General features: G+C 73.2%; 16 protein-coding genes. 3 read left to right on the forward strand and 13 right to left on the reverse strand.

Going from position 1 to position 20,732, the window contains the following annotated elements; translation table 11 throughout:
- Nucleotides 1–58: 58 nt before the first annotated feature.
- From ACFVS9_RS31870 to ACFVS9_RS31895, 6 genes are all read right to left on the reverse strand, one after another.
- Nucleotides 59–457: a cytidine deaminase gene (locus ACFVS9_RS31870; RefSeq protein WP_383115597.1), complete on the reverse strand. Its 399-nt coding sequence runs from the start codon at nt 455–457 to the stop codon at nt 59–61.
- Nucleotides 454–1,716: an ABC transporter permease gene (locus ACFVS9_RS31875; protein WP_383115598.1), complete on the reverse strand. Its 1,263-nt coding sequence runs from the start codon at nt 1,714–1,716 to the stop codon at nt 454–456. Before ACFVS9_RS31875 ends, ACFVS9_RS31870 begins: the two co-directional genes overlap by 4 nt.
- Entirely contained in the window at nt 1,713–2,831 is a 1,119-nt protein-coding gene (locus ACFVS9_RS31880) for an ABC transporter permease (RefSeq protein ID WP_383115599.1), read from the reverse strand. The genes ACFVS9_RS31875 and ACFVS9_RS31880 overlap by 4 nt, the downstream gene beginning before the upstream one ends.
- On the reverse strand, nt 2,831–4,414 hold the full coding sequence (locus tag ACFVS9_RS31885) for an ABC transporter ATP-binding protein (protein ID WP_389938167.1): 1,584 nt from the start codon (nt 4,412–4,414) through the stop codon (nt 2,831–2,833). The genes ACFVS9_RS31880 and ACFVS9_RS31885 overlap by 1 nt, the downstream gene beginning before the upstream one ends.
- Before the next feature lie 241 nt (nt 4,415–4,655).
- Nucleotides 4,656–5,702: a BMP family protein gene (locus ACFVS9_RS31890; protein ID WP_383115600.1), complete on the reverse strand. Its 1,047-nt coding sequence runs from the start codon at nt 5,700–5,702 to the stop codon at nt 4,656–4,658.
- 495 nt (nt 5,703–6,197) lie between these two features.
- A complete protein-coding gene (locus ACFVS9_RS31895; protein WP_389938099.1) occupies nt 6,198–7,412 on the reverse strand; it encodes an amidohydrolase in 1,215 nt (404 codons plus the stop codon).
- A 366-nt stretch (nt 7,413–7,778) separates the two neighbouring features.
- Here ACFVS9_RS31895 and ACFVS9_RS31900 point away from each other — a divergent pair, with 366 nt between their 5' ends.
- Nucleotides 7,779–8,528: a hypothetical protein gene (locus tag ACFVS9_RS31900; RefSeq protein ID WP_389938102.1), complete on the forward strand. Its 750-nt coding sequence runs from the start codon at nt 7,779–7,781 to the stop codon at nt 8,526–8,528.
- Nucleotides 8,529–8,623: 95 nt separating this feature from the next.
- Here ACFVS9_RS31900 and ACFVS9_RS31905 read toward each other — a convergent pair whose 3' ends face one another.
- The 4 genes from ACFVS9_RS31905 to ACFVS9_RS31920 are packed head-to-tail and all read right to left on the reverse strand — an operon-like array spanning nt 8,624 to nt 13,274.
- Nucleotides 8,624–9,664, reverse strand: a complete 1,041-nt coding sequence (locus ACFVS9_RS31905) for a hypothetical protein (protein ID WP_383115603.1) — start codon at nt 9,662–9,664, stop codon at nt 8,624–8,626.
- Nucleotides 9,665–9,675: 11 nt separating this feature from the next.
- Complete coding sequence (locus tag ACFVS9_RS31910) at nt 9,676–10,611, reverse strand: N-acetylneuraminate synthase family protein (RefSeq protein WP_383115604.1); 936 nt, start codon at nt 10,609–10,611, stop codon at nt 9,676–9,678.
- A gap of 12 nt (nt 10,612–10,623) precedes the next feature.
- Nucleotides 10,624–11,868, reverse strand: coding sequence for a cytidylyltransferase domain-containing protein (locus ACFVS9_RS31915; RefSeq protein WP_383115605.1), 1,245 nt, complete (start codon nt 11,866–11,868; stop codon nt 10,624–10,626).
- A 20-nt stretch (nt 11,869–11,888) separates the two neighbouring features.
- Nucleotides 11,889–13,274 (reverse strand): DUF6716 putative glycosyltransferase, encoded by a 1,386-nt coding sequence (locus ACFVS9_RS31920; protein ID WP_389938106.1) that lies wholly within the window; start codon nt 13,272–13,274, stop codon nt 11,889–11,891.
- Between the two features lie 208 nt (nt 13,275–13,482).
- On the opposite strand from ACFVS9_RS31920, the gene ACFVS9_RS31925 reads away from it, so the two are divergent.
- Together ACFVS9_RS31925 and ACFVS9_RS31930 are read left to right on the forward strand one after the other, a co-directional pair.
- Complete coding sequence (locus ACFVS9_RS31925; protein ID WP_389938109.1) at nt 13,483–14,466, forward strand: glycosyltransferase family 2 protein; 984 nt, start codon at nt 13,483–13,485, stop codon at nt 14,464–14,466.
- The gene (locus ACFVS9_RS31930) at nt 14,463–15,803 is read left to right on the forward strand and encodes a polysialyltransferase family glycosyltransferase (RefSeq protein ID WP_389938111.1); all 1,341 of its coding nucleotides are present in this window, start codon (nt 14,463–14,465) and stop codon (nt 15,801–15,803) included. Before ACFVS9_RS31925 ends, ACFVS9_RS31930 begins: the two co-directional genes overlap by 4 nt.
- Before the next feature lie 21 nt (nt 15,804–15,824).
- Here ACFVS9_RS31930 and ACFVS9_RS31935 read toward each other — a convergent pair whose 3' ends face one another.
- The 3 genes from ACFVS9_RS31935 to ACFVS9_RS31945 are packed head-to-tail and all read right to left on the reverse strand — an operon-like array spanning nt 15,825 to nt 20,679.
- The gene (locus ACFVS9_RS31935) at nt 15,825–16,925 is read right to left on the reverse strand and encodes an acyltransferase (protein WP_389938114.1); all 1,101 of its coding nucleotides are present in this window, start codon (nt 16,923–16,925) and stop codon (nt 15,825–15,827) included.
- A 50-nt stretch (nt 16,926–16,975) separates the two neighbouring features.
- Complete coding sequence (locus tag ACFVS9_RS31940) at nt 16,976–19,402, reverse strand: polysaccharide pyruvyl transferase family protein (protein ID WP_389938117.1); 2,427 nt, start codon at nt 19,400–19,402, stop codon at nt 16,976–16,978.
- Nucleotides 19,399–20,679: a hypothetical protein gene (locus ACFVS9_RS31945; RefSeq protein ID WP_389938120.1), complete on the reverse strand. Its 1,281-nt coding sequence runs from the start codon at nt 20,677–20,679 to the stop codon at nt 19,399–19,401. Before ACFVS9_RS31945 ends, ACFVS9_RS31940 begins: the two co-directional genes overlap by 4 nt.
- Between the last annotated feature and the right edge of the window lie 53 nt (nt 20,680–20,732).

A 20,732-nucleotide genomic window follows, 5' to 3' on the forward strand; every position in this document is an offset into this window, starting at 1 on the left:
GGTCGGGCCCGCCCGGGGAACGGCGCGGCGGCGGGGACACCGGGGCGTGTGGCGCGCCCTACCCCAGGTGCTGCGGCCCGAAGGCCTGCGGCAGCATCTCGTCGAGCGTACGGAGGCCGTCGGGGGTCTCCAGGACGAGCCCGGGCCCTCCGAACTCGTAAAGGAGCTGGCGGCACCGTCCGCACGGCACGAGCACCGAGCCCGTGCCGTCCACGCAGGTGAAGTGGGTCAGCCGGCCGCCGCCCGTGGCGGCCAGCCGCGAGACCAGCCCGCACTCGGCGCAGAGGCCGATGCCGTACGAGGCGTTCTCGACGTTGCATCCGGTGATCACGCGGCCGTCGTCGACGAGGGCCGCCGCGCCGACCGGGTAGCCCGAGTACGGGGCGTACGCCCGGGACATCGCGTCCCGGGCGGCCTCGCGCAGCCCCTCCCAGTCGACGGGAGCCGGGGCCGTCACTTGCCCTCGCCCTTGCGGTACGGCACGCCGTCCGCCTTCGGCATGCGCAGTCGCTGGGCGGAGAGCGCGAGCACCAGCAGCGTCGTGACGTACGGGGCGGCGTCGACGAACTGGCTCGGGACCTGGTCGGTCAGGGCGTACCAGGTGAACAGCACCGCGGAGATGACCGCCGAGATCAGCGCCGTCAGGTACTTCTTCCGGTACAGCTGCCAGAACACGACGATCACGAGGAGGATCGCCAGGAGCAGCAGCATCGCGTGGACGTTCTCGGCACCGCCGCGGAGCTTGAGGCTGTCGGTGAAGCCGAAGAGGCCCGCGCCCAGCGCCATGCCGCCCGGCATCCAGTTGCCGAAGATCATCGCGGCGAGACCGATGTATCCGCGCCCGCCGGTCTGGCCCTCCTGGTAGATGCTGGTGGCCACGATGGCCAGGAAGGCGCCGCCGAGTCCCGCCAGACCGCCCGAGATCGTCACGGCGATGTACTTGTACTTGTAGACGTTCACGCCGAGGGTCTCGGCCGCCACCGGGCTCTCACCGCAGGAGCGGAGCCGCAGGCCGAACGCGGTGCGCCACAGCACCCACCAGGTGACGGGGATGAGCAGCAGGGCCACGACGGTCAGCAGGGACAGGCCGGTGACCAGGCCGCCGATGATGCCCGCGAGGTCCGAGACGAAGAACCAGTGGTGTTGTTGGAGGTCCTGCATCCAGTCCGAGAGGCCTGGGACGGTGATCTTGTCGATCTCGGCCAGTCGCGGGGACTGCTTGGAGGACCCGCCGGGCGCGTCGGCGAAGGTGAAGTTCGAGAGGTAGCGGGTGACGCCGACGGCGAGGATGTTGATGGCCACACCGGAGACGATGTGGTTCACGCCGAAGGTGACGGTGATGACCGCGTGGAGCAGCCCGCCGAGCGCGCCGCCGATGATGCCGAAGAGGACGCCGACCCACGGGCCCCACTGGAAACCGGCCCAGGCACCGAACCAGGTGCCGAGGATCATCATGCCCTCGAGGCCGATGTTGACGACACCGGCCCGCTCCGCCCAGAGCCCGCCGAGACCGGCGAGGCCGATCGGCACGGCGAGTTCGAGAGCGCCGCTGACCTGGCCCACGGAGGTCACGTCGTTCGCGCCGCTGATCAGGCGGACCAGCGAGACCAGGGCCAGCGCCCCGGCGATGATCAGCAGGACGACGGGCAGGGAGAGTGTGCGTCGGCCGCCGCCCTTCTTGGGGGCGACGCGTGCGGCGTGGACATCGGTGCTCACAGGGCCGCCTCCTTCTCGGTGGTGAGGGCGTGGCCGGCGGCGAGTTCCTCGCCGACCTTCTGCTGCTGGCGGCGGGTCCCGTAACGGCGGACGAGTTCGTAGCTGACGACGACCGAGATCACGATCAGGCCCTGCATGATCGTGGCGATCTCCTTCTCGAAGCCGAACTGGTCGAGCGGGGACGACGCCTTGTCCAGGAACGCGATCAGCAGCGCGCTGAGCGCGATGCCCACCGGGTGGTTGCGGCCGAGCAGGGCGATGGTGATGCCGGTGAAGCCGAGGCCGACGGGGAAGTCGAGGCTGTAGGTGTGCGTGTCGCCCAGCAGCGTCGGCATGCCGACGAGGCCGGCGATGGCACCGGAGATCAGCATCGAGGTCAGGATCATCTTCTTGGCGTCCACGCCCGACGCCTGGGCGGCGCTCTCGCTGGCGCCGGTGGCGCGCAGGTCGAACCCGAACCGGGTGCGGTTGAGGACCAGCCAGTAGACGAGGCCGCAGCCCGCGGCGACGAAGGTGAAGCCGTAGATCTCACCGGCGTCGGGGCTCAGGGAGAGTCCGGGGAACCAGCCCGACTCCGGGATCTCCCCGGTCGTCAGGTTGTTGGAGCCCGTCGCCTGGTCGCCGAAGTTCTTCGGCAGGATGAGCCAGGCGATCAGCGAGGTGGAGATGGAGTTGAGCATGATCGTCGCGACGACCTCGCTCACCCCGCGCGTGGTCTTGAGGATGCCGGCGATGCCCGCCCAGAAGGCGCCCACGAGCATCGCGACGACGACGATCAGCGCGATCTGGAGCGGCCCGGGAAGGGTCACGCTGGCGCCGACGAGGGCGGCCACCATCGCCGCGAGGCGGTACTGCCCGTCCACGCCGATGTTGAAGAGGTTCATGCGGAAGCCGACCGCGACCGCGAGGGCGGCGAGGTAGTACGTCCCGGCCTGGTTGATGATCAGGACCTGTACGTCGCTGTACGACACCTGCTCGAAGAGCAGGCGGTACAGCTCGAAGGGGTCGCGGTCGGAGACGAGCAGCACCAGGGTGCTGAGCGCGAAGGCCACGACCAGGGCGAGTACCGGGCCGGCGAGGCCCAGGATCAGCCGGTCCTTGTCGAATTTCCTCATCAGGCCTCGTCCTCCGGTGCTGCTTCGAGGTGGCCTGCGGCGGCGCCGGTCATGGCCGAGCCCAGTTCCTCGGGTGTGATGGTGGCGGGATCGGCGTCGGCGACCAGCTGTCCGCGGTACATGACGCGCAGGGTGTCGGAGAGCCCGATGAGCTCGTCCAGGTCCGCCGAGATGAGCAGGACGGCCAGCCCCTCGCGGCGGGCCTCGCGGATCTGGTCCCAGATCTGCGCCTGTGCGCCGACGTCCACCCCGCGGGTGGGGTGGGCGGCGATCAGGAGCTTCGGGGCGTGGCTCATCTCGCGGCCGACGATCAGCTTCTGCTGGTTGCCGCCGGAGAGGGAGGCCGCCGTGACCTCGATGCCCGGGGTGCGCACGTCGTACTCGCGCACGATCCGCTCGGTGTCGGCGCGCGCGGCCTTCGGGTCGAGCAGCCAGCCCCTGCTGTTGGGCTTCTCGGTGACGTGGCCGAGGATGCGGTTCTCCCAGAGCGGGGCGTCCAGCAGTACCCCGTGCCGGTGGCGGTCCTCGGGGATGTAGCCGATACCGCCCTCGCGCCTCTTGCGGGTGGGGGTGCGCGAGATGTCGTCGGTGTCCAGCGTGATGGTCCCGCCGTCCGGGGCCCGCATGCCGACGAGCGTCTCGATCAGCTCGGTCTGGCCGTTGCCCTCGACGCCGGCGATGCCCAGGACCTCGCCCTTGTGGATCGTGAAGCCGACGTCGGACAGGACGTCGCGCACGACGCCGTCCGGGTCCGTCACGCTGAGGGAGAGGCCTTCGACGCGCAGCATCGGCACGTCGGTCACCGTGGACTCGCGGGTCTCCGGCGAGGGCAGCTCGCTGCCGACCATCAGTTCGGCGAGCTGCTTGGTGGTGGTGTTCGCGGGGTCGGCGGTGCCCACCGTGGTACCGCGCCGGATCACCGTGATCTCGTCGGCGACGGAGAGGACCTCGCCGAGCTTGTGCGAGATGAAGATGACGGTGAGGCCCTCGGCCTTGAGCTCGCGGAGGTTCGCGAAGAGCGCGTCGACCTCCTGGGGGACGAGCACGGCGGTCGGCTCGTCGAGGATGAGGATGCGGGCGCCGCGGTAGAGGACCTTGAGGATCTCCACGCGCTGGCGGTCGGCGACCCCGAGGTCCTCGACGAGGGCGTCGGGGCGCACCCCGAGACCGTACGCGTCGGAGATCTCCTTGATCTTCCTGCGCGCGGCGGATCCGATGCCGTGCAGCCCTTCGCCGCCGAGGACGACGTTCTCCAGGACGGTGAAGTTGTCGGCGAGCATGAAGTGCTGGTGGACCATGCCGATTCCGCGCGCGATGGCGTCACCGGGGTTGCCGAAGGAGACCTGCTCGCCGTCCACGGCGATGGTGCCCTCGTCCGGCTTCTGCATGCCGTAGAGGATCTTCATCAGGGTGGACTTACCGGCGCCGTTCTCACCGACGAGGGCGTGGACCGTTCCCTTGCGTACGGTGATGCCGATGTCGTGGTTGGCCACGACCCCGGGGAAGCGCTTGGTGATGCCGTGCAGTTCTACGGCGGGGGGGCTGCTGGACGCGTTGATGACGAACTCTCCTTGGCCGGACAGGAGCGGGGGCACAGGGGGCAGAGGGGCTGGATGGAATTATCGCCCCCGAGGGCTGTCTACACGCGTAGCGCTGCCGAATCGTGAGGCGCGGGGCCCGCGGCCCGGTCCGGTACACCCGGTTCAGCACCTCTGCGAGCGGGGCACCGCGGACGGCACGACTTCCTCGATGAGCACCCCACGGGCCCGGAGCGGCGGATGCGCGCCCCGGGCCCACGGGAAACCAGCGTGACGACCGGAATCGTTACGGGGCGGTCTTGACGGTGATCTTGCCGTCGATGATCTCCTGCTTCGCCTTGTCCACCGCGGCGATGACCTCGGTCATGCCGGTGAAGGCGGGGTTGGACAGGGCCAGGCCCACGCCGTCCTTGTCGAGGCCGTAGCGCACCTCGCCGGACTGCGGCTTGCCGTCCTGGGCGGACTTGATCAGGTTGAAGACGGAGTCCTCGACGTCCTTGGTGACCGAGGTCAGGATCGACGCCTTGTAGGCGGCGAGGCCTTCCTGCTTGTACTGGTCGGAGTCGACGCCGATGTTCCACTTGCCGGCCTTCGAGACGGCCTCGATGGCACCGGAACCGGCCAGGCCGGCCGCCGAGTAGACCACGTCGGCGCCCTTGTCGAGCTGCCCCTGGGCGGCGGCCTTGCCGAGGTCCGGCTTGGAGAAGCCGTCGAAGTTCGGCGGCTGCGTCAGGTACTGCGGGACGACCTTGACCGAGGCGTCGGTGTCCTTGACGCCCTGCTCGAAGCCCGCCTGGAACTTCTTGATGAGCGGGGTCTCGACACCGCCGATGAAGCCGACGGTCTTGGTCTTGGTGACCTTGGCCGCGGCGACGCCGGCGAGGTAGGAGCCCTGCTCCTCGTTGAAGACGATGTTGGCGATGTTGTCGCCCGTCACCGAGGCGTCGTCGATGATGCCGAAGGTGATCTTCGGGAACTTCGGGGCGACCTTCTTGATGGCGGGGGCGTAGGCGAAGCCGACACCGATCACCGGGTTGTTGCCGGCGCGGGCCAGCGCGGTGAGGCGCTGCACCTTGTCGGCGTCCGACTCGCCGTCCGACGGCTCGGCCTCGGTGCCCTTGACGTCGAGGTCCTTCTGGGCCTTGACGAGGCCCGCGTAGGCTGCGTCGTTGAACGACTGGTCGCCGCGGCCACCGATGTCGTAAGCGATGGCCGTCTTGTCGGCCTTGGAGTCGGACGCGCTGTCCGACGACGAGTTGCCACAGGCACTGACGCTCAGCGCGAGTGCCGTGGACATGACGCCCACGGTGGCAATCCTGGTGATCCGGCGCAAGGGAAGGCTCCTTCAAACCTGACCGAAGCGCCTCTTCCGGCGCTGGTTTCGCGGCGATCGTAACGCGCGTAGATGTCAGATAAGGACCCCTACGGAAGCCGTTATCGGATCGTCGCGAACAGGAGGTGTCCTGCCCGGTTACGAGCCGTTACGAGTGCGAAACACCAGGTCGTCAGGACTACGGGCGGCGCCCCCGCCCCCCGCCTCCACGGGGAGCACCGGGCGCGGGCGGGGGCCGCGCCGGAAACGGGCCGGCACCTCCCGTCGGCCGGAACCCGCCGGCTGCGCGGGGCGGGGAGCGACGGGGCCGGATACGCGGTGGGAAGCGGCGGACGCGCGGGAGCGGGGAGCGGGCGGCCGGACGCACGGGGCCGGGGCGCCTCCCCCCAGCCGGACGCACGGGGCCGGGGTGCGACCGCCCGGCCGGACGCGCGGGGCAGAGGTGCTGCCGCACGGCCGTGGCGTACGGGACCCTCCCGCACCGCGCCCACGGCGTCAGACGTCCAGCAGGGCGGCCGCGGTGAACAGTTCCACCCCGACCGTGATGGCTTCCTCGTCCACGTCGAAGTTGCCGCGGTGCAGGTCCAGGCCGCGGGTGTCCCCCGGTGCCCGCACGCCGAGCCGCGCCATGGCCCCGGGGATCTTCTCCAGGTACCAGGAGAAGTCCTCGCCTCCCAGGCTCTGCTCGGTGTCCTCGATCGCATACGATCCGCGCCGGATGGTCATCGCGGCGTCCAGCAGGCCGATGGTCTCGGCCTCGTTCACCACGGGAGGGACCCCGCGGACGTAGTCGATGACCGTCTTGGCCCGGTACATTCCGGCCACCTCGTCGATCGCCGCGTGCACCAGGTCGGGCGCCTGCCGCCAGCTCTCCAGATCGAGGCAGCGGACCGTGCCGGACAGCTCGGCGTGCTGCGGGATGACATTGGGCGCGTGACCGGTCTGGAGCCGCCCCCAGGTGACCGCGAGTCCGGCCCGTGCGTCGACGCGGCGGGCGAGCAGCGCGGGCACGTCGGTGGCGACCCTGGCCGCGGCGGTGACCAGGTCGGTGGTCAGGTGCGGCCGGGCGGTGTGTCCGCCGGGCCCGTCGAGGGAGACCTCCACCCGGTCGCAGGCCGAGGTGATCGCCCCGATCCGGAGCCCGATCCGGCCCACGTCCACCTTCGGGTCGCAGTGCACCCCGATGATCCGCCCCACCCCTTCCAGCACCCCGGCCGCGACGGCGTCCGACGCGCCCCCGGGCAGCACCTCCTCGGCGGGCTGGAACAGCAGCCGCACCGGCCGGGGCAGCAGCCCCTGGCGGTCCAGGCCGCTCAGGACGAGCCCGGCACCCAGGACGCAGCTGGTGTGGACGTCGTGCCCGCAGGCGTGCGCCCGGTCGGGGACGGTGGACCGGTAGGGGACCCCCGCCTTGGTGTCCGGGATCGGCAGGGCGTCGATGTCACCCCGGAGGGCCAGCATCGGCGTCACGCCGTCCCACTCCCCCACGTCACAGACGAGCCCCGTGCCCCCGGGCAGCACCCGCGGCTCCAGTCCGGCCTTCTCCAGCCGCGCCTTGATGGCCGCGGTGGTGCGGAACTCCTGGTTGCCGAGCTCGGGGTGCATGTGCAGATCACGGCGGAAGGCGATGAGCTCGGCACGCAGGTCGTCGGGCAGGGTGCCGGGCAGGACGGCCTCGGCGTGGGGCGCACGGGACTTCAACTGGTTCACCCAGTCAAGGGTAGGCCCCTGGTACCCACAACTGGCCACAGATCAACAAAAGTTCAGCCGCTTAGAGGAACAAAAGACGGCGCTGCGGCGTGTGACCGATGGCCCTGACGGGTAAACTCGCCCGTTTTCCGCCGCGATGCACGAGCGGAAGGGCACACGGGGCCTCCCGCCGCCCGGCCGGCCGCAGAGGGAACGGGCGGCGGGGCCGCACCCGCCCGGAACAGCACGTAGCAAGTCAATCACGAAGGGTGATCACACGGGGCCGGGGCACCGGCCGGGAACTCCGGTGCGCGACAGCGGCGTGCGGCCCCGGCGAACTCAAGTGTTCGAGCCGGTACGGGCGTTGCGTTCGAATACCCTGCGCGCATGTCACACGCGGGGGTACACAGCGGCTACCGGACGGGTGCCCTCTGGGCCGCGGCGGGGATCTCGTTCGCCGGCCTGGTGATCGGTTCGGCCATCGCCGCCGTCGGCATGCTGGAGTTCGACGAGCAGTGCACGCACGGTCTGATCCAGGGGCCGGGCAGGCTCCTGCGGGTCCGGGACCAGGCGTTTCCGCCGGCCACCGTCTGCGAGTTCCAGGGCGGGGACATCGCGTCCGTCGGCGGCCGTGAGGTGCTCGGCACCCTGCTCCGGGGCGGCCTGCTGGTCATGGTCCTCTGCGTGTTCGTGGCCCTGCTCGCGGAGTGCTTCGACCCGCGCCCCGGTGGCCGCCTCGTGATGCCGATGTCGCGGGCCGAGAAGCTCCGCCGCACGGGAACGGCGCTCACCGTCACTTGTTCCGTGTTCCTCCTGCTGTACGCGCCGGCCGGCTGGAAGCTGCTCGCGGGGCCGTCGTCGGCCTGCTCGGCGGGGGCGGACTGGGGGGACAACCCGCCCAGGACGCTGGAGTACAGCTTCTTCCCCCCTCAGGCGACCTGTCGGTACACCAGCGGCATGACGGAACGGATGAACCCCGGCTTCCTGGCCTCCCTGGCCGCGCAGTCGGCCGCTCCCGTCCTGCCGGCCGGAGTCGGCTTCGCCCTCGCCCTGCGCCGTTGGAGCAGGGAGCGCGCGGTCCGCAGCGGCGCGGAGGCGGCCGCCGTTCCCGACGGCGGCCGTCAGGACGCGCACTGACCGACCGCCGCGCCGGTCCGAGGGACCCGCGCGGTGGCCGCGTGCACCCCGCTCCGCCCGTCGACGGCGCGCGGCGGCCGGACCGCTGTCGCGCGTCAGCCCTCCGTGACCGCCGTGGCGCGCCACGGTGCCAGCCGCTGCACGTCACGGGCCGTCTCGGTGACCCCGCTCAGGAAGCCCTGGGCGCGCGGGGACGCCGTGTCCCGCAGCCACTCCGGCTCTATGTCGCACACCGCGACCTTCACCCCGGTGCCCGCCAGGGCCAGGGGCAGGGTGTGGACCACGGTGGACGGGAAGCTGAGGACGGTGTGGCCGATGGGACCCCTGCGGGCGATGAGTTCCAGCGGCAGGTCCGGGCGGACGATCTCCAGGCCGGTGGCGGCTTCCAGGGCGTGGAGCTTGTCCGCGGATTCGCGGCGGTGGGCGAAGTAGCGGGTGGCGCCATGGGTGCGGGCCAGCGAGGAGACCGCCTCCTCGTACGGGGCGGGGTCGACCACGCCCGTCTCCACCAGGGAGGTCCCGACCAGGTCGGCGCCCTTGGTGATGCGGGGCGGGCCGAAGCGCTCCCGCGTCCAGGCGAAGGTGTTCGCCGTGACCTCGACGCCCTCGGGGGCCTCGACCGGCATCGCGGTGAACACCTCGACGGTGCGGGTCGCCGACGGGGTGAAGCTGCGGCGGGCCGCCGAGGTGACGGGGGCCAGGAGCAGTTCGCGCGGGCCCCCGCTGCCCCGGCGGTGCCAGCGCACCAGCCGTTCGCCGCGCGCCAGCTGGGCGACGAACTCCATGGTGGCGGTGCCGTCGTCGACGACCGTGATCCGGCGGGTGCGGACCAGGCTGAGGAGCAGTTGCACGTACCGGGAGAACGGGTCGCCGATGACGATGCGGTCCGCCTTGCGGATCAGGCCCGTCAGCGCGCGCAGGGCCTTGAGAGGCGCGCCGGTCTCCCCGCGCGCCTCCTGCCAGCGGACGGTGACGCCCTCGTCGCGGGCCAGCTCCGCCATCCTGCGCAGCTGTCCGCGCGACATCGGGTCGACCGGGGGGAGGACGACGACGGTGGTGTCGGTTCCTCCCCGGGTGTGGGTCCACTCCAGGACGTTCAGGAGCTGGACCGGGCTCTCGACGAAGGCGAGGTTCACCGGTCGGCCCGTCAGACCGCGACCGGCTCGGCGGCCGGCGCGTTCTCGTTCTCGGCGACGACGCCCGCGACGCGGCGGAGCTTCTTCATCGGGCCGAGCTCCGACTCGTACACCTTCTTGACCCCGTCGCCGAGGGACGCCTCGATGGTGCGGATGTCGCGGACGAGGCGGGTGAGGCCCTGCGGCTCGACGGAGGCGGCCTGGTCGGAGCCCCACATGGCGCGGTCCAGGGTGATGTGGCGCTCGACGAACGCGGCACCCAGCGCGACGGCGGCGAGGGTGGTCTGGAGGCCGGTCTCGTGGCCGCTGTAGCCGATCGGGACGTTCGGGTACTCCTGCTGGAGGGTGTTGATGACCCGCAGGTTGAGCTCCTCGGCCTTCGCCGGGTACGTCGAGGTGGCGTGGCAGAGCAGGATGTTGTCGCTGCCGAGCACCTCGACCGCGTGGCGGATCTGCCGGGGCGTCGACATGCCGGTGGACAGGATGACGGTGCGGCCGGTGGCGCGCAGCGCGCGGAGCAGCTCGTCGTCCGTGAGGGAGGCGGAGGCGACCTTGTGCGCGGGGACGTCGAACTTCTCCAGGAAGGCGACGGCCTCGGTGTCCCACGGGGAGGCGAACCAGTCGATGCCGCGCTCGGCGCAGTGCTCCGCGATGGCGGTGTACTCGGCCTCGCCGAACTCGACGCGGTGGCGGTAGTCGATGTACGTCATCCGGCCCCAGGGGGTGTCGCGCTCGATGTCCCACTGGTCGCGCGGGGTGCAGATCTCCGGGGTGCGCTTCTGGAACTTGACCGCGTCGCAGCCGGCCTCGGCGGCCACGTCGATCAGCGCGAGGGCGTTGTCGAGGTCGCCGTTGTGGTTGATGCCGATCTCGCCGGTGACGTAGACGGGGTGGCCGGGGCCGGCGGTGCGGGTGCCGAACGTGCGCAGGCGGGAGGTGCTGCTCATGGTGGTGCTTCCTTACTCGGTGGGGGATGCGGGGGTTTCGGTGGAGAGGGTGAGGGTGGGGCCCAGGAGCCAGGCCGCGATCTCGCGGATGGCGCCGGAGCCGCCGGGGCGTGTGGTCACGGCGCGCGCGGCGGCGCGGACCGAGTCGTGGGCGTTCGCCACGGCGACGGGCCAGCCCGCCAGGCCGAAGCAGGCCAGGTCGTTGACGTCGTTGCCGACGTAGAGCACGCGGTCGGGGGCGATGGACTGCTCCTCGCACCACTGCTTGAGCGCCAGGTCCTTGCGGTCGATGCCGTGCAGGACGGGGACCTGGAGTTTGCGGGCGCGGGCGGCGACGACCGGGTTCTGTTCCGTGGAGAGGATCAGCAGCGGTACGCCGGCCCGGCGCAGGGCGGCGACCCCCAGGCCGTCGCCGCGGTGCACGGCGACGATCTCCCGGCCGTCGGAGTCGATGAGGACGCGGTCGTCGGTCTGCGTGCCGTCGAAGTCGAGGACGACGGCGTCGACGTCCGTCCGGGTGGGGTAGGGCGAGGGGTCCAGGAGCGGCGCGAGGGCGCGGGCGCGGGCCAGGTCGTGCGGGTCGTCGACCTCCAGGACCCGGGCGGGATCGGTCCGCACGAGCGCGGTGTGGCCGAAGAAGCGGTGCCGGTGGGTGCGGAAGCCCTCGACCTCCATGGCGTACGCGGCGCCGGTCTCCAGGTAGTCCTGGGGCCGGTCCTGGCGGCGGGGGCGTACGGCCTTGTCGTGGTTGACGCCGTAGGTGTCGTCCTCGACCGCGCTGCCGTCGCGCCACACGAAGCCGTGGAAGGGGGCCACGGTGACGGCGGTGTCGGCGCCGTCGCGGGCGACCGCGGCGGCGACGCCGTCGATGTCCTCACGGGTGAGGAAGGGGCTCGTGCACTGGACCAGGAGCACCACGTCGGCCTTCCGGCCGTGCGCTGTCGCCTCGTAGGCGTGCAGGGCGTGCAGGACCGCGTCCTCGCTGGTCGCCGTGTCACCGGCGATGGCGGCGGGCCGCTGCACGCAGTGCAGCCGGGCGTCCTCCTCCAGCGCCCCGGCCGCGGCCCGGGCCGCTGCGGCGATGTCCGGGTCGTCGGTGGTGACGACGACGTCCGTGACCTCGGGCGAGGAGAGGCAGGCGCGGACGGCGCGGGCGACGAGCGGGACGCCGCCGACCTGGGCGAGGTTCTTCGCGGGTACGCCCTTGGATCCGCCGCGGGCGGGGATCACGGCGAGCACGGTGGGGGTCGGGGTCATGGGTGCTCCTGAATCGGTGGTCACAGCTCGCCCATCCGCCGGATCACGGGGGCGACCCGCTGGACGCCGTGGCGGTAGGCGCCGCGCGCCGCGTTGCGTACGGTCTCGCGGACCGCGCCCCTGACCCCGCCCGTCCGGTCGGCCGTGACGGCGCCCGGCAGCGGCCGGCCGTCGGGGCCCAGGTGGTAGCGGGCGAGGATGCCGGGGAGGTATCCGGGTGCGGTGGCCGGTGTGTAGTAGGGCGCGACGGGGGGAAGCGGCCCGGCGGCGAGCAGCTCTCCGACCCGGGCGCGGGCGGTGTCGTAGGCGGTGCCGTACGAGCCGTCGGCGGCGACGCCCTGCCCGGCGAGCCACTCCTCGTCGGGCTCCGGGCGGAAGCCGCCGTCGAGGTGGTCCCAGGACGTGATGAGCCCCGAGCCGATGAAGTGGTGGTTGCCCAGGGCCTCGCGGACGCCGAGGTCGGAGAGGACGGCGGTCGGGATCCGCCGGTGCAGGGACTCCAGGGCCGCGGTCGAGGACACGGTGACCAGCAGGTCGGTGCCGTCCAGGACCTCGCCCATGTGCCCGTAGACGAGGCGGAAGTTGGGCGGGAGGCCGCCGGGGATCCGCTCCGCGAGGCGCTGGTAGGGCAGTTCCTCGATGTGGGTGGTGTGCTCGCCCGGCTTGGAGCGCAGCTTCAGCAGCACCTCGCGGCCGGGGTGGAGCCTGGCGTGCTCGACGAGCCGGCGCAGCAGGTACGTGCGGTCGGCGCGGGAGGCGGGGACGGAGGGCTGGGCGGCGAACACGACGGTGTCGCGCCCCTCCCGGGCCCGGTGCGGCTCCCCGCCGAGGAACGGCAGCGCGGCCTCGGTGACGGACGCCGCGTCGGCGCCGACCCCTTCGTACACGGCGCGGAAACGTGCCGCGTCGTGGCGGGAGTTGGCGAGGACGACGTCCGCGCCGTGGCGCAGCAGGAGCCCGTCGGCGAGCTTCTCGTAGACGACCCCGACGTAACCGGTGACGACGACGGGCCTGCGGGGCAGTTCCAGGGCGGCCAGCCCGTGCAGCATCGCCTGGACCGCGCCTCCCACGAGGGCGAGGACGACGACGTCGTACGCCTCGTCGCGCACCGTGTGCAGGAACTCGGCCGCGGTCACCTCGCGCACCCGGCCCGCGTCCACCCCGACCTCGCCCACCTCGGCGAGCTGACGGGGCGTCGGGGTGGCCCGGCCGCGCAGCAGCAGCCCGCTGATCTCCACGGGGCGCTCCACCGTGCCGGTCTCCGGGGCGGCGGAGAGGCGGCGCGCGGTGAGCGCGCCCCACTTCCACCGGGTGTCGGAGTCGGCGAGCACGGCTATGCGCAGAGCCGCGGGGCCGGCTGCTGGGGTGGCGGCCGGAAGGGCCGCGTCATCGGTACGAGGGGGCACGTCGTAAAAGCTAGGAAGCCATTCCGATCCGCGGCCCAACGCGGTGGCAACAGATGGTTAACAGCCGGTCGACGGTTGGGGACCGGGCCCGGCCCGAGGGGGAAAGGGCCCCGCATTCGGGCGGGTTCACTTTTCCGCCGCGCGCCGTTCACTTTCCGTACGGGCGGGGGTCAGGGCGAATGCCGGGACCGCCCCTAGCGTGACGCGGGTGGTTAAGCTCTCCGTCATCGTGCCGTTCTACAACGTCCAGGCATACGCGCCCGACACACTCAGAAGCCTGCGGGCCAATACCCGCGAGGACTTCGAGTTCATCCTCGTCGACGACTGCTCCACCGACGGTACGGCGGACCTCCTGCGCCGCGCGGCGGACGGTATGGAGGGGGTGGTCGTGCGCGGGCACGGACGCAACGCCGGTCTGGCCACGGCGCGCAACACCGGACTGGACGCGGCCCGCGGCGAGTACATCGCCTTCCTGGACGGCGACGACTGGCTCGCCCCCGGCCACTACACCCGTCTGCTCGCCGGGATCGAGGCGCTGGGCTGCGCTTTCGTGCGTACGGACCACGTCCAGGTCACCGGTACGTCCCGCACGGTGCGCCGCGTCCCGCACGGCCCGCGCGGGGTGGTGGGCGACCCCCGGGACGCGATCCTGCCGGCCGGCCGGACGACCTCGGTGGACTACGCCTTCGCCTGGGCGGGGATGTACCACCGCAGCCTGCTGGACCGGGGACTGCTGCGTTTCACCGACGGGCTGCGCACCGCCGAGGACCGGCCGTGGATATGGCGGCTGCACCGGGAGGCGGAATCCTTCGCGGTCCTGGGAACGCTGAGCCATTTCTACCGGCGCGGGGTCGCCACGTCCCTCACGCAGATCGGCGACGAACGCCAACTCGATTTCATTCGCGCGTACGACCAGGTGCTGTCCGAAACCGCGGCGGACCGTGATGCCGGGACACTCATGCCGAAAGCGGTACGGACGTATTGCGCGGTCATTTCCCATCACATCGGTTCCGTCGAGAAATTCGAACCGTCCGTGGCCCGCACGCTGAGAACACTGGGCGCGGCGGCACTCGGGCGTATGCCGCGCGACGTTCTCGACGACGTCCTGGACTCCATGGACACCGAACGGGCGACCGTCCTGCGCAGGCTGCGCCGCCGGTCCGCCACCACCGAGGGAGCGGCTGCCGCGTGACCACCCAGATCTTCGTCGCCTCCGGTCTCCGCGGCACGGCCGTGCTCGCCGCGGCCCTCGACTCCGGCTGCTTCCGGGAGGCCGGCCGCCGCGTCCTGCTGCTCTGCGACGGCTCGGCCGTCCCCGAGGCGGCGGTCCCGGCCGACGCCTCGCCCGGGTTCGGCCGGCTGCGCACCCGCTTCGACCAGGTCCTCTCGTGGAACGACGCCGTCTTCCCCCTGCACCCGGGCGCCTGGACCCCGCGCCCCGACGACGTTCCCCTGTGGGAGCGCCATCTGCGTCGCGCCTGGGGCCTCGGGGACGAGGAGGTCGAACTGGCCCTGGAATCGCCCCACACCGCCCCTGCCCTGGCGCTCGCCCAGATCTTCACCGGCGGTCCGGTGACCGTGTACGCGGACGGCCTGGCCGGTTACGGTCCGACCGGGGGGAAGCTCCCGCCCCTGATCGGCACCCGGGTGCGTCAGCTGCTCCACCCGGACCTGCTCCCGGGCCTGGAGCCGCTGCTGCTGGGCGAGTTCGGCGTACCGGCCCGGCCGCTCCCGGCGCCGGCCCTGCTGAAGGTCTTCCGTGAACTCGCCGAGGACACACCGGAGTCCGGCGGCTCCGACGGAGCCGCGCTCCTGCTGCTCCCCGGGCCGGGTCCGCTCTCCGCGGCGGAGGAGACGGAGCTGCACCTGCGGATGGTCCGGGGCACGGCCGCCCTCGGCCACACCCGTCTCGTCGTGCGGCCCCACCCACAGGGGCCCGCGCCCGCCCTCCCGGCCCTGCGGGCGGAGGCGGAGCGCCTCGGGGCGGAACTGACGGTGCCGGACTCCGGCGTGCCCGGCGTCCCGGTCCCGGCCGAGGTCCTCTACGAGCGGCTGCGCCCCGCGCTCGTCGTCGGCTGCTCCTCGACGGCGCTGCTCACCGCGGCCGTGCACTACGGCCTGCCGGTGGCCAGGACCGGGACCGGCACCCTCCTGGAGCGGCTCACCCCGTACGAGAACCCGGCGCGGATCCCGGTCACCGTCATCGACGCCCTGCTGCCGGACCTGGCGGGGCCCGCCGCCGCGCCGGACCGGCCGCCGGTGACCGTGGCGACGGTGGCGGAGGCGCTCGACGGCCTGCTGCCGGCGGTCGCCTTCGCCATGCAGCCACGCGTCCGCCCGGACCTCCGCCCGGCCGCCGAGCGCTATCTCGCCGGCCATCTGGATGCCCGGACCCGGCGCTACTTCAAACGGCGGCGGCTCGGTGCGCTGGCCCTCCCCGGCGTCGTACCGGCGCGCCTCGCCTTCGTCCGCCGCAGCCCCGTCCTCCGGCGCATCGCGCGGCGGGCACGGGCCCTCAGGCACCGCTGACGGCCGGCCCGTCCCCCGGGCTCAGCCCAGGAGACGGGTCAGGCCGAGGCGGGTCCACAGGAGGGCAGCCCCGAAGGAGAGCGCGGTCGTGGCGGCGGTGACGGCGAGGACCAGGGCCGCCGCCACGGGCAGGGCCGGGCGGGTGTCCACCAGGACGTCGGTGAGGACGCCCAGCACCAGCACGTGGATCATGTACGCGCCGAACGAGGCGCCGGCCAGCCGGGCCAAGGCCGGGCGCGTCCGCTCCGGGACGCGCAGCCGGTGCAGGCCGAACAGCACCGCGGCGCTGAACAGGGCCACCAGGACGCCGGCGTACGGGATCGCGTAGTGCACCTCGTGCTGGTACACGACGATCGCGGCCAGGAAGGCGCCCGCGGGGAGCAGCCACCACAGGCTCCGCCTGCCGAACGTGCCCGCGGGCAGCGCGAGGACCAGGGCGCCGAGGACCGCGTAGATCAGCTGGTACGGGCCGAAGCCCCAGCCGAAGCGTGGCAGGTCCAGGCCGGTGGTAGCGGACAGGTCGCCGGCCAGGGTGGGCGCGGCGCCGAGCGCGAGGAGCGCGACGCCGAGGCCCCACGGGCGCTTGCCCGACATCACCAGGGCGGCGAAGGCCAGGAGCAGGATCACGGGGATGTAGGCGTACAGGTACCAGAGGTGGTAGGCCGGGCGCACCGAGGCGAACAGCGCGTCGAGTCCGAGTTCGCCGGCCGGGGCGCCGTTGGTGCCGCGCACCCGCCCCCACGCGATGTAGAGGACGGTCCACACGGCGAGCGGCACCACGATCCGCACGATCCGCTGCCACAGCCCGCGGCCGTCCCGGACCGGGGCCCCGACGAGGACCACCCAGCCGGCGATGGCGAAGAACAGGGGGACGGCGAAGCGGCCCGCGGAGTCCGCCACCAGGCCCGCCCAGTAGACCCCGGGCCCGTTCGCGGCCTCACGGCCCGCCGTGTTCACGAACGCGGACCCGGTGTGGCAGAGGATCACGCCGACGGAGCAGAGCAGCCGGAGGAGGTCGATGTCGTACCGGTGTTCACGGTGCGGGCGGGCTGCGGGGGCGGGCTGCGGGGACTGCGCGGGGACAGGTGAGCCGGCCTGGGAGACGGAGGAAGGCATGGTCATCGAAGGCTATGGAGGGGCTGTCCCGGGGTGAACTCCGTCCGGGTGAACAGTCACTTCGTCCGGGTGTCGGGCAGGTGAAGGCCCCGTGCCGCCCCGGCGGCGCGGGGGCCGGGGACGTGCGGGGCGGGGGGTGCGGAGAAGGGGTCGGGCAGGCCGAAGAGATCACGGAGCCCGGCGAGGTTGTCGCGGGTGACCGACCAGAGGTGCTCCTGCCGCCCGTGCACGTCGGCCACGGCCGCCCGGTGGTCGTCCAGCACGGCCGCCGCCCGCTCGGCGAGACGGGCGCCCAGCGAGCGGTCGTGGACGGAGACGCCCCAGTCGGGGCGGCCGATGTCGGAGAGGAAGTAGGCGAGTTTGGGGTGCGAGACCAGGCTGATGACCGGCGTGCCACAGCCGAAGGGGATCATTCCCGCGTGCCCGCGCATACCGATCACCAGGCGCGTGCGCCGGTAGAGCTCCCGGATGCGGTCGTTGGTGAACAGGTACAGGGGCTCCACCGGGAGGGCGATGCCGTGCTCCCGGCGCAGGTCGTGGACGAACCGCTCGTCGGCCGGCATGTGGGCGGCGTAGCGGACCTCGGCGCGCGTGCCGATGGCGCGCACGGCGGCGGCCGTCTCGGCCAGGAAGTGGCCGTAGTCGTGTCCGAAGCGCAGTCCGGCGCGGTCGTAGGCGCAGTTGACGAGCACGGTGTCGTCCCGGTGCCCGTCGTCGTCCCGGCGGGGGTCGAGGTGGCGGGCCACCGTCGTGGGGCAGGGCTGGTAGCGCACCCGGTCGCGCAGTTCCTCCGGGAGCAGTTCACGGACCCGTTCCACGGAGCCCCGGTTGCGCAGTCCGAAGAAGGCCGACGTGGCGACCAGGGTGCGCAGGCTCTCCGCGAAGCGCTCCCGGCGGTAGCGCTGGCCGTCGAAGACGTTGTAGCCGACCGCGAAGACGGCGAGCGGCGCGGTCACGCGGGCCAGGATCCCGTCGGGGATGTTCCACTGCCAGCCGCTGTTGCCGTTGGGCGCGGTGTCCGGGAGGAAGAGCCCTCCGCCGCCGACGACGACGCCGCGCCGGGCGTTCAGCTCCTCCAGGGCAGCCCCGTCCACCAGCCGGTGCACGGACCGTTCGTACCAGCGGGCGGGGCCGGTGTCGGGGCCGAAGCACATCCGCACCGCTTCGGGGAGCACCTTGTCACCCGCGTTCTCCTGCCCGTCGGCGAACAGGGCCACATGGGCGAGCTGTTCGTCCGCGGGTGCCGGTGCGGCCGCCGGGACCACGGCCGGGGACGGGGCCGTACGCACGTACCAGGCGTGGCAGTTGCCGTCGGTGGGGTCGGCGTCGAGGCCTTCGGCGGCGTAGGCGCGGGCGTCCTCGGTGCGGCCCAGCAGCCAGGCGAGCCGGGCGAGCTGGCCGTAGGCGCGGGCGGCGAAGTCCGGTGACACGGTGGCCAGCAGGAGGTGCGCCTCGGCCTCCTCGTAGCGGGACAGCGCCATCAGGCTGACGCCCAGCGTCTCGTGGCAGCGCGGCAGGTCGGGCCGGCCCGCCACGGCGTCGGTCAGCAGGGCGACGGCCTCGTCGTGGCGGCCCTGCTGCCGGTGCACCTCGGCGACCTGGCGGACCAGGTCCACCGGCGCGCGCTCCCCCTCGGGGAACGGCAGGGCGCAGTGCAGGAGCAGTTCGGGGTGCTTGGGGCCCGGCAGGGCGCAGAAGGCGGCGCGGAACGCCCCGTCCGTCATCTCGTACCGTTCACGCGCCGCACGCGCCGGGGCGGACGCGGCGCACTCCTCGTCGAAGCGCAGGACGACGGTGCTCGCGGGGACGGGGGTGTCGTCGTGGAGCGGTCCGGCCGGGACGTCGTAGCGTGAGCCGAGCGGTTCGAGGAGACCCGCCGAGGACAGGGCCCGGTCCACCGCGCCCTCGCCCCCCGTGGCCAGGGCGGCGAGAGCGGTGTCCGTCACGTCCTGGGACTGGATCACCAGCAGCCCGCCGTCCGGCACGGCCGCTCCGCCGCCGGGGCCGGGCCGGGGCACCCCGGCGACCCCGGTGCGCAGTGCCAGCAGCGGCAGCAGGGAACCCAGGACGACCATGCCGGGGTCCAGGGCGACGACGGTGTCGTAGCCGGTCGCCCGGAAGACGTCGAGGCGGCTCTCCGCGACGCGGGGGACGAGGCGCGGGTGGAGCCGGCGGGCGGCGTCGAAGGCGGATCCGGGCAGCCCGGGGTGCAGGACGAGGAAGTCCTCGCAGAGGTCCGGGTTGGTCAGGGCGAGGCTGCGCAGGAGCGTCAGGAGCCCGGGCACCCGGCCTGCGTCGGTGTACGCGGCGAAGGCGATCCGCCGCCTGCCGGTGACGGCGCGCCGGTCGTCGGCGCCCTCCCCGGAAGCGGTAGCGGGGGCCGCGCCGGGGACGGCGGGCGGCCCGGGCGGGGAGGTCCCGGCGGACGGTCCGTCCTGGGGCCCGCCCCGTCCGTCGTCGGTGGGTTCGGCAGGGGTGTTCATCGCAGCGCGGTCCTCATCCCGGTCTCGTCCTCGTGTACCGCGCGCGCCCTGACCCACGCGCGCTCGCGCGGCCGCAGCTGCCCCGGCAGCCCGAAACCGATGAGGTCCAGGCGGTCGGCCGCGTCCAGGAAGTCCAGGAGCCGGAGCACCGTGAACGCCGTCGCGGTACCGGGGCCCCAGCCGTCCTCGCCGAGCAGCGCCGGATCGTCCAGGGGGTGCCGCAGCGAGGCGTCGCCGACGCGGTCCTGCGCCCCGGCGACCAGGCGGGCGCGCAGCGACCGGCGCCAGAGCGGGAGCGGACCCCCGAGGACCAGCCTCGTACCGGCCGGCCGGTCCCAGGCCGGGCCCGCCCACGGGGTGTCCCCGCGCAGCGTGACCGCGTGCAGGTCCGTGCGCCGCGCGGCCGGCGGCAGGGTGTCGCAGCGCACCACCACGTCGTATCCGCCGACGAGCCGGCCGATCGGGCCGTCCGGGTCCCGTTCCTCGTCGGCGACCCTGGCCGCGCCCGCGACCAGGCAGACGGACCGGCCGGCGATCAGGCGGCGCAGCCCGGGGACCCCGACCGGTTCCGCGCCGCCGAGCAGGGGGTCGGCCATCCTGTCCCGGTCCAGCAGCCGGCGGTGGGCGGCGTACAGGGTGGTGAGCCGGCGTACGGCCGGGTCGGCCAGGCCGCCGCTCCGCACCGTGCGCAGGCGTACCGCCTCGGCGAAGGCGGTGCGGACCTGCCCGGCGGGTGCGTCGTGGAGCGCGCGCAGTCCGGCGCCGTCCTCACCGGGCAGCAGGCCGGCGGCCTCGTCCAGACAGGCGCGGAGCTCCTTCAGCACGGCGACGCGGCGCACGATGTCCTCGGCCGCCGCCGGGTTCCGCTGGAGCTCCAGATGCCGTTCGTAGGCCCGGACCGCCTCGTCGCGGCGGCCCGCCGCCTCCAGGGCGCTCCCCCGCAGCCGCCACGCGCCCTTGGACCCGGACCGCAGCGCCGTGGCCTCGGCGGCGAGGTCCAGGGCCAGGCGCGTCTCCGTCTCCCCGCCGGTCTCCAGGGCGCGCCGTCCCGTGCGGAGCAGCGCGTCGAACCGCTCGTCCCCGTCGGTCCCGCAGGCGGTGGTGAGCGTGCCGATCGCGGCGACGAGCCGTGTCCGGCCGGTGTCGTCCAGGGGGCCGCTCACGGCGAGGCCCGCGAGGTAGTCGCCGCACAGGCGCAGGACCTCGGCGGAGACCGCACCGCCCTGCCCGGATCTGGCCCGGGCTGCCTTGAGCAGCCCCGTGAAGGTCTGGCCCATGCTCGTTCCGCCGTTCTGTCATCGGGGGCCGGATCCGGGGCGCGCCCCGGTTG

The sequence above is a fragment of the Streptomyces sp. NPDC058008 genome, from assembly GCF_042886395.1.
Taxonomy (GTDB): Bacteria; Actinomycetota; Actinomycetes; order Streptomycetales; family Streptomycetaceae; genus Streptomyces.

Bases quoted from the DNA above. Each gene is read 5' to 3' on its own strand.
- ACFVS9_RS31940 (WP_389938117.1), bottom strand. From the start codon at position 19,402: ATGAACACCCCTGCCGAACCCACCGACGACGGACGGGGCGGGCCCCAG.
- ACFVS9_RS31935 (WP_389938114.1), bottom strand. From the start codon at position 16,925: ATGACCATGCCTTCCTCCGTCTCCCAGGCCGGCTCACCTGTCCCCGCG.
- ACFVS9_RS31880 (WP_383115599.1), bottom strand. From the start codon at position 2,831: ATGAGGAAATTCGACAAGGACCGGCTGATCCTGGGCCTCGCCGGCCCG.
- ACFVS9_RS31945 (WP_389938120.1), bottom strand. From the start codon at position 20,679: ATGGGCCAGACCTTCACGGGGCTGCTCAAGGCAGCCCGGGCCAGATCC.
- ACFVS9_RS31910 (WP_383115604.1), bottom strand. From the start codon at position 10,611: ATGAGCAGCACCTCCCGCCTGCGCACGTTCGGCACCCGCACCGCCGGC.
- ACFVS9_RS31915 (WP_383115605.1), bottom strand. From the start codon at position 11,868: ATGACCCCGACCCCCACCGTGCTCGCCGTGATCCCCGCCCGCGGCGGA.
- ACFVS9_RS31900 (WP_389938102.1), top strand. From the start codon at position 7,779: ATGTCACACGCGGGGGTACACAGCGGCTACCGGACGGGTGCCCTCTGG.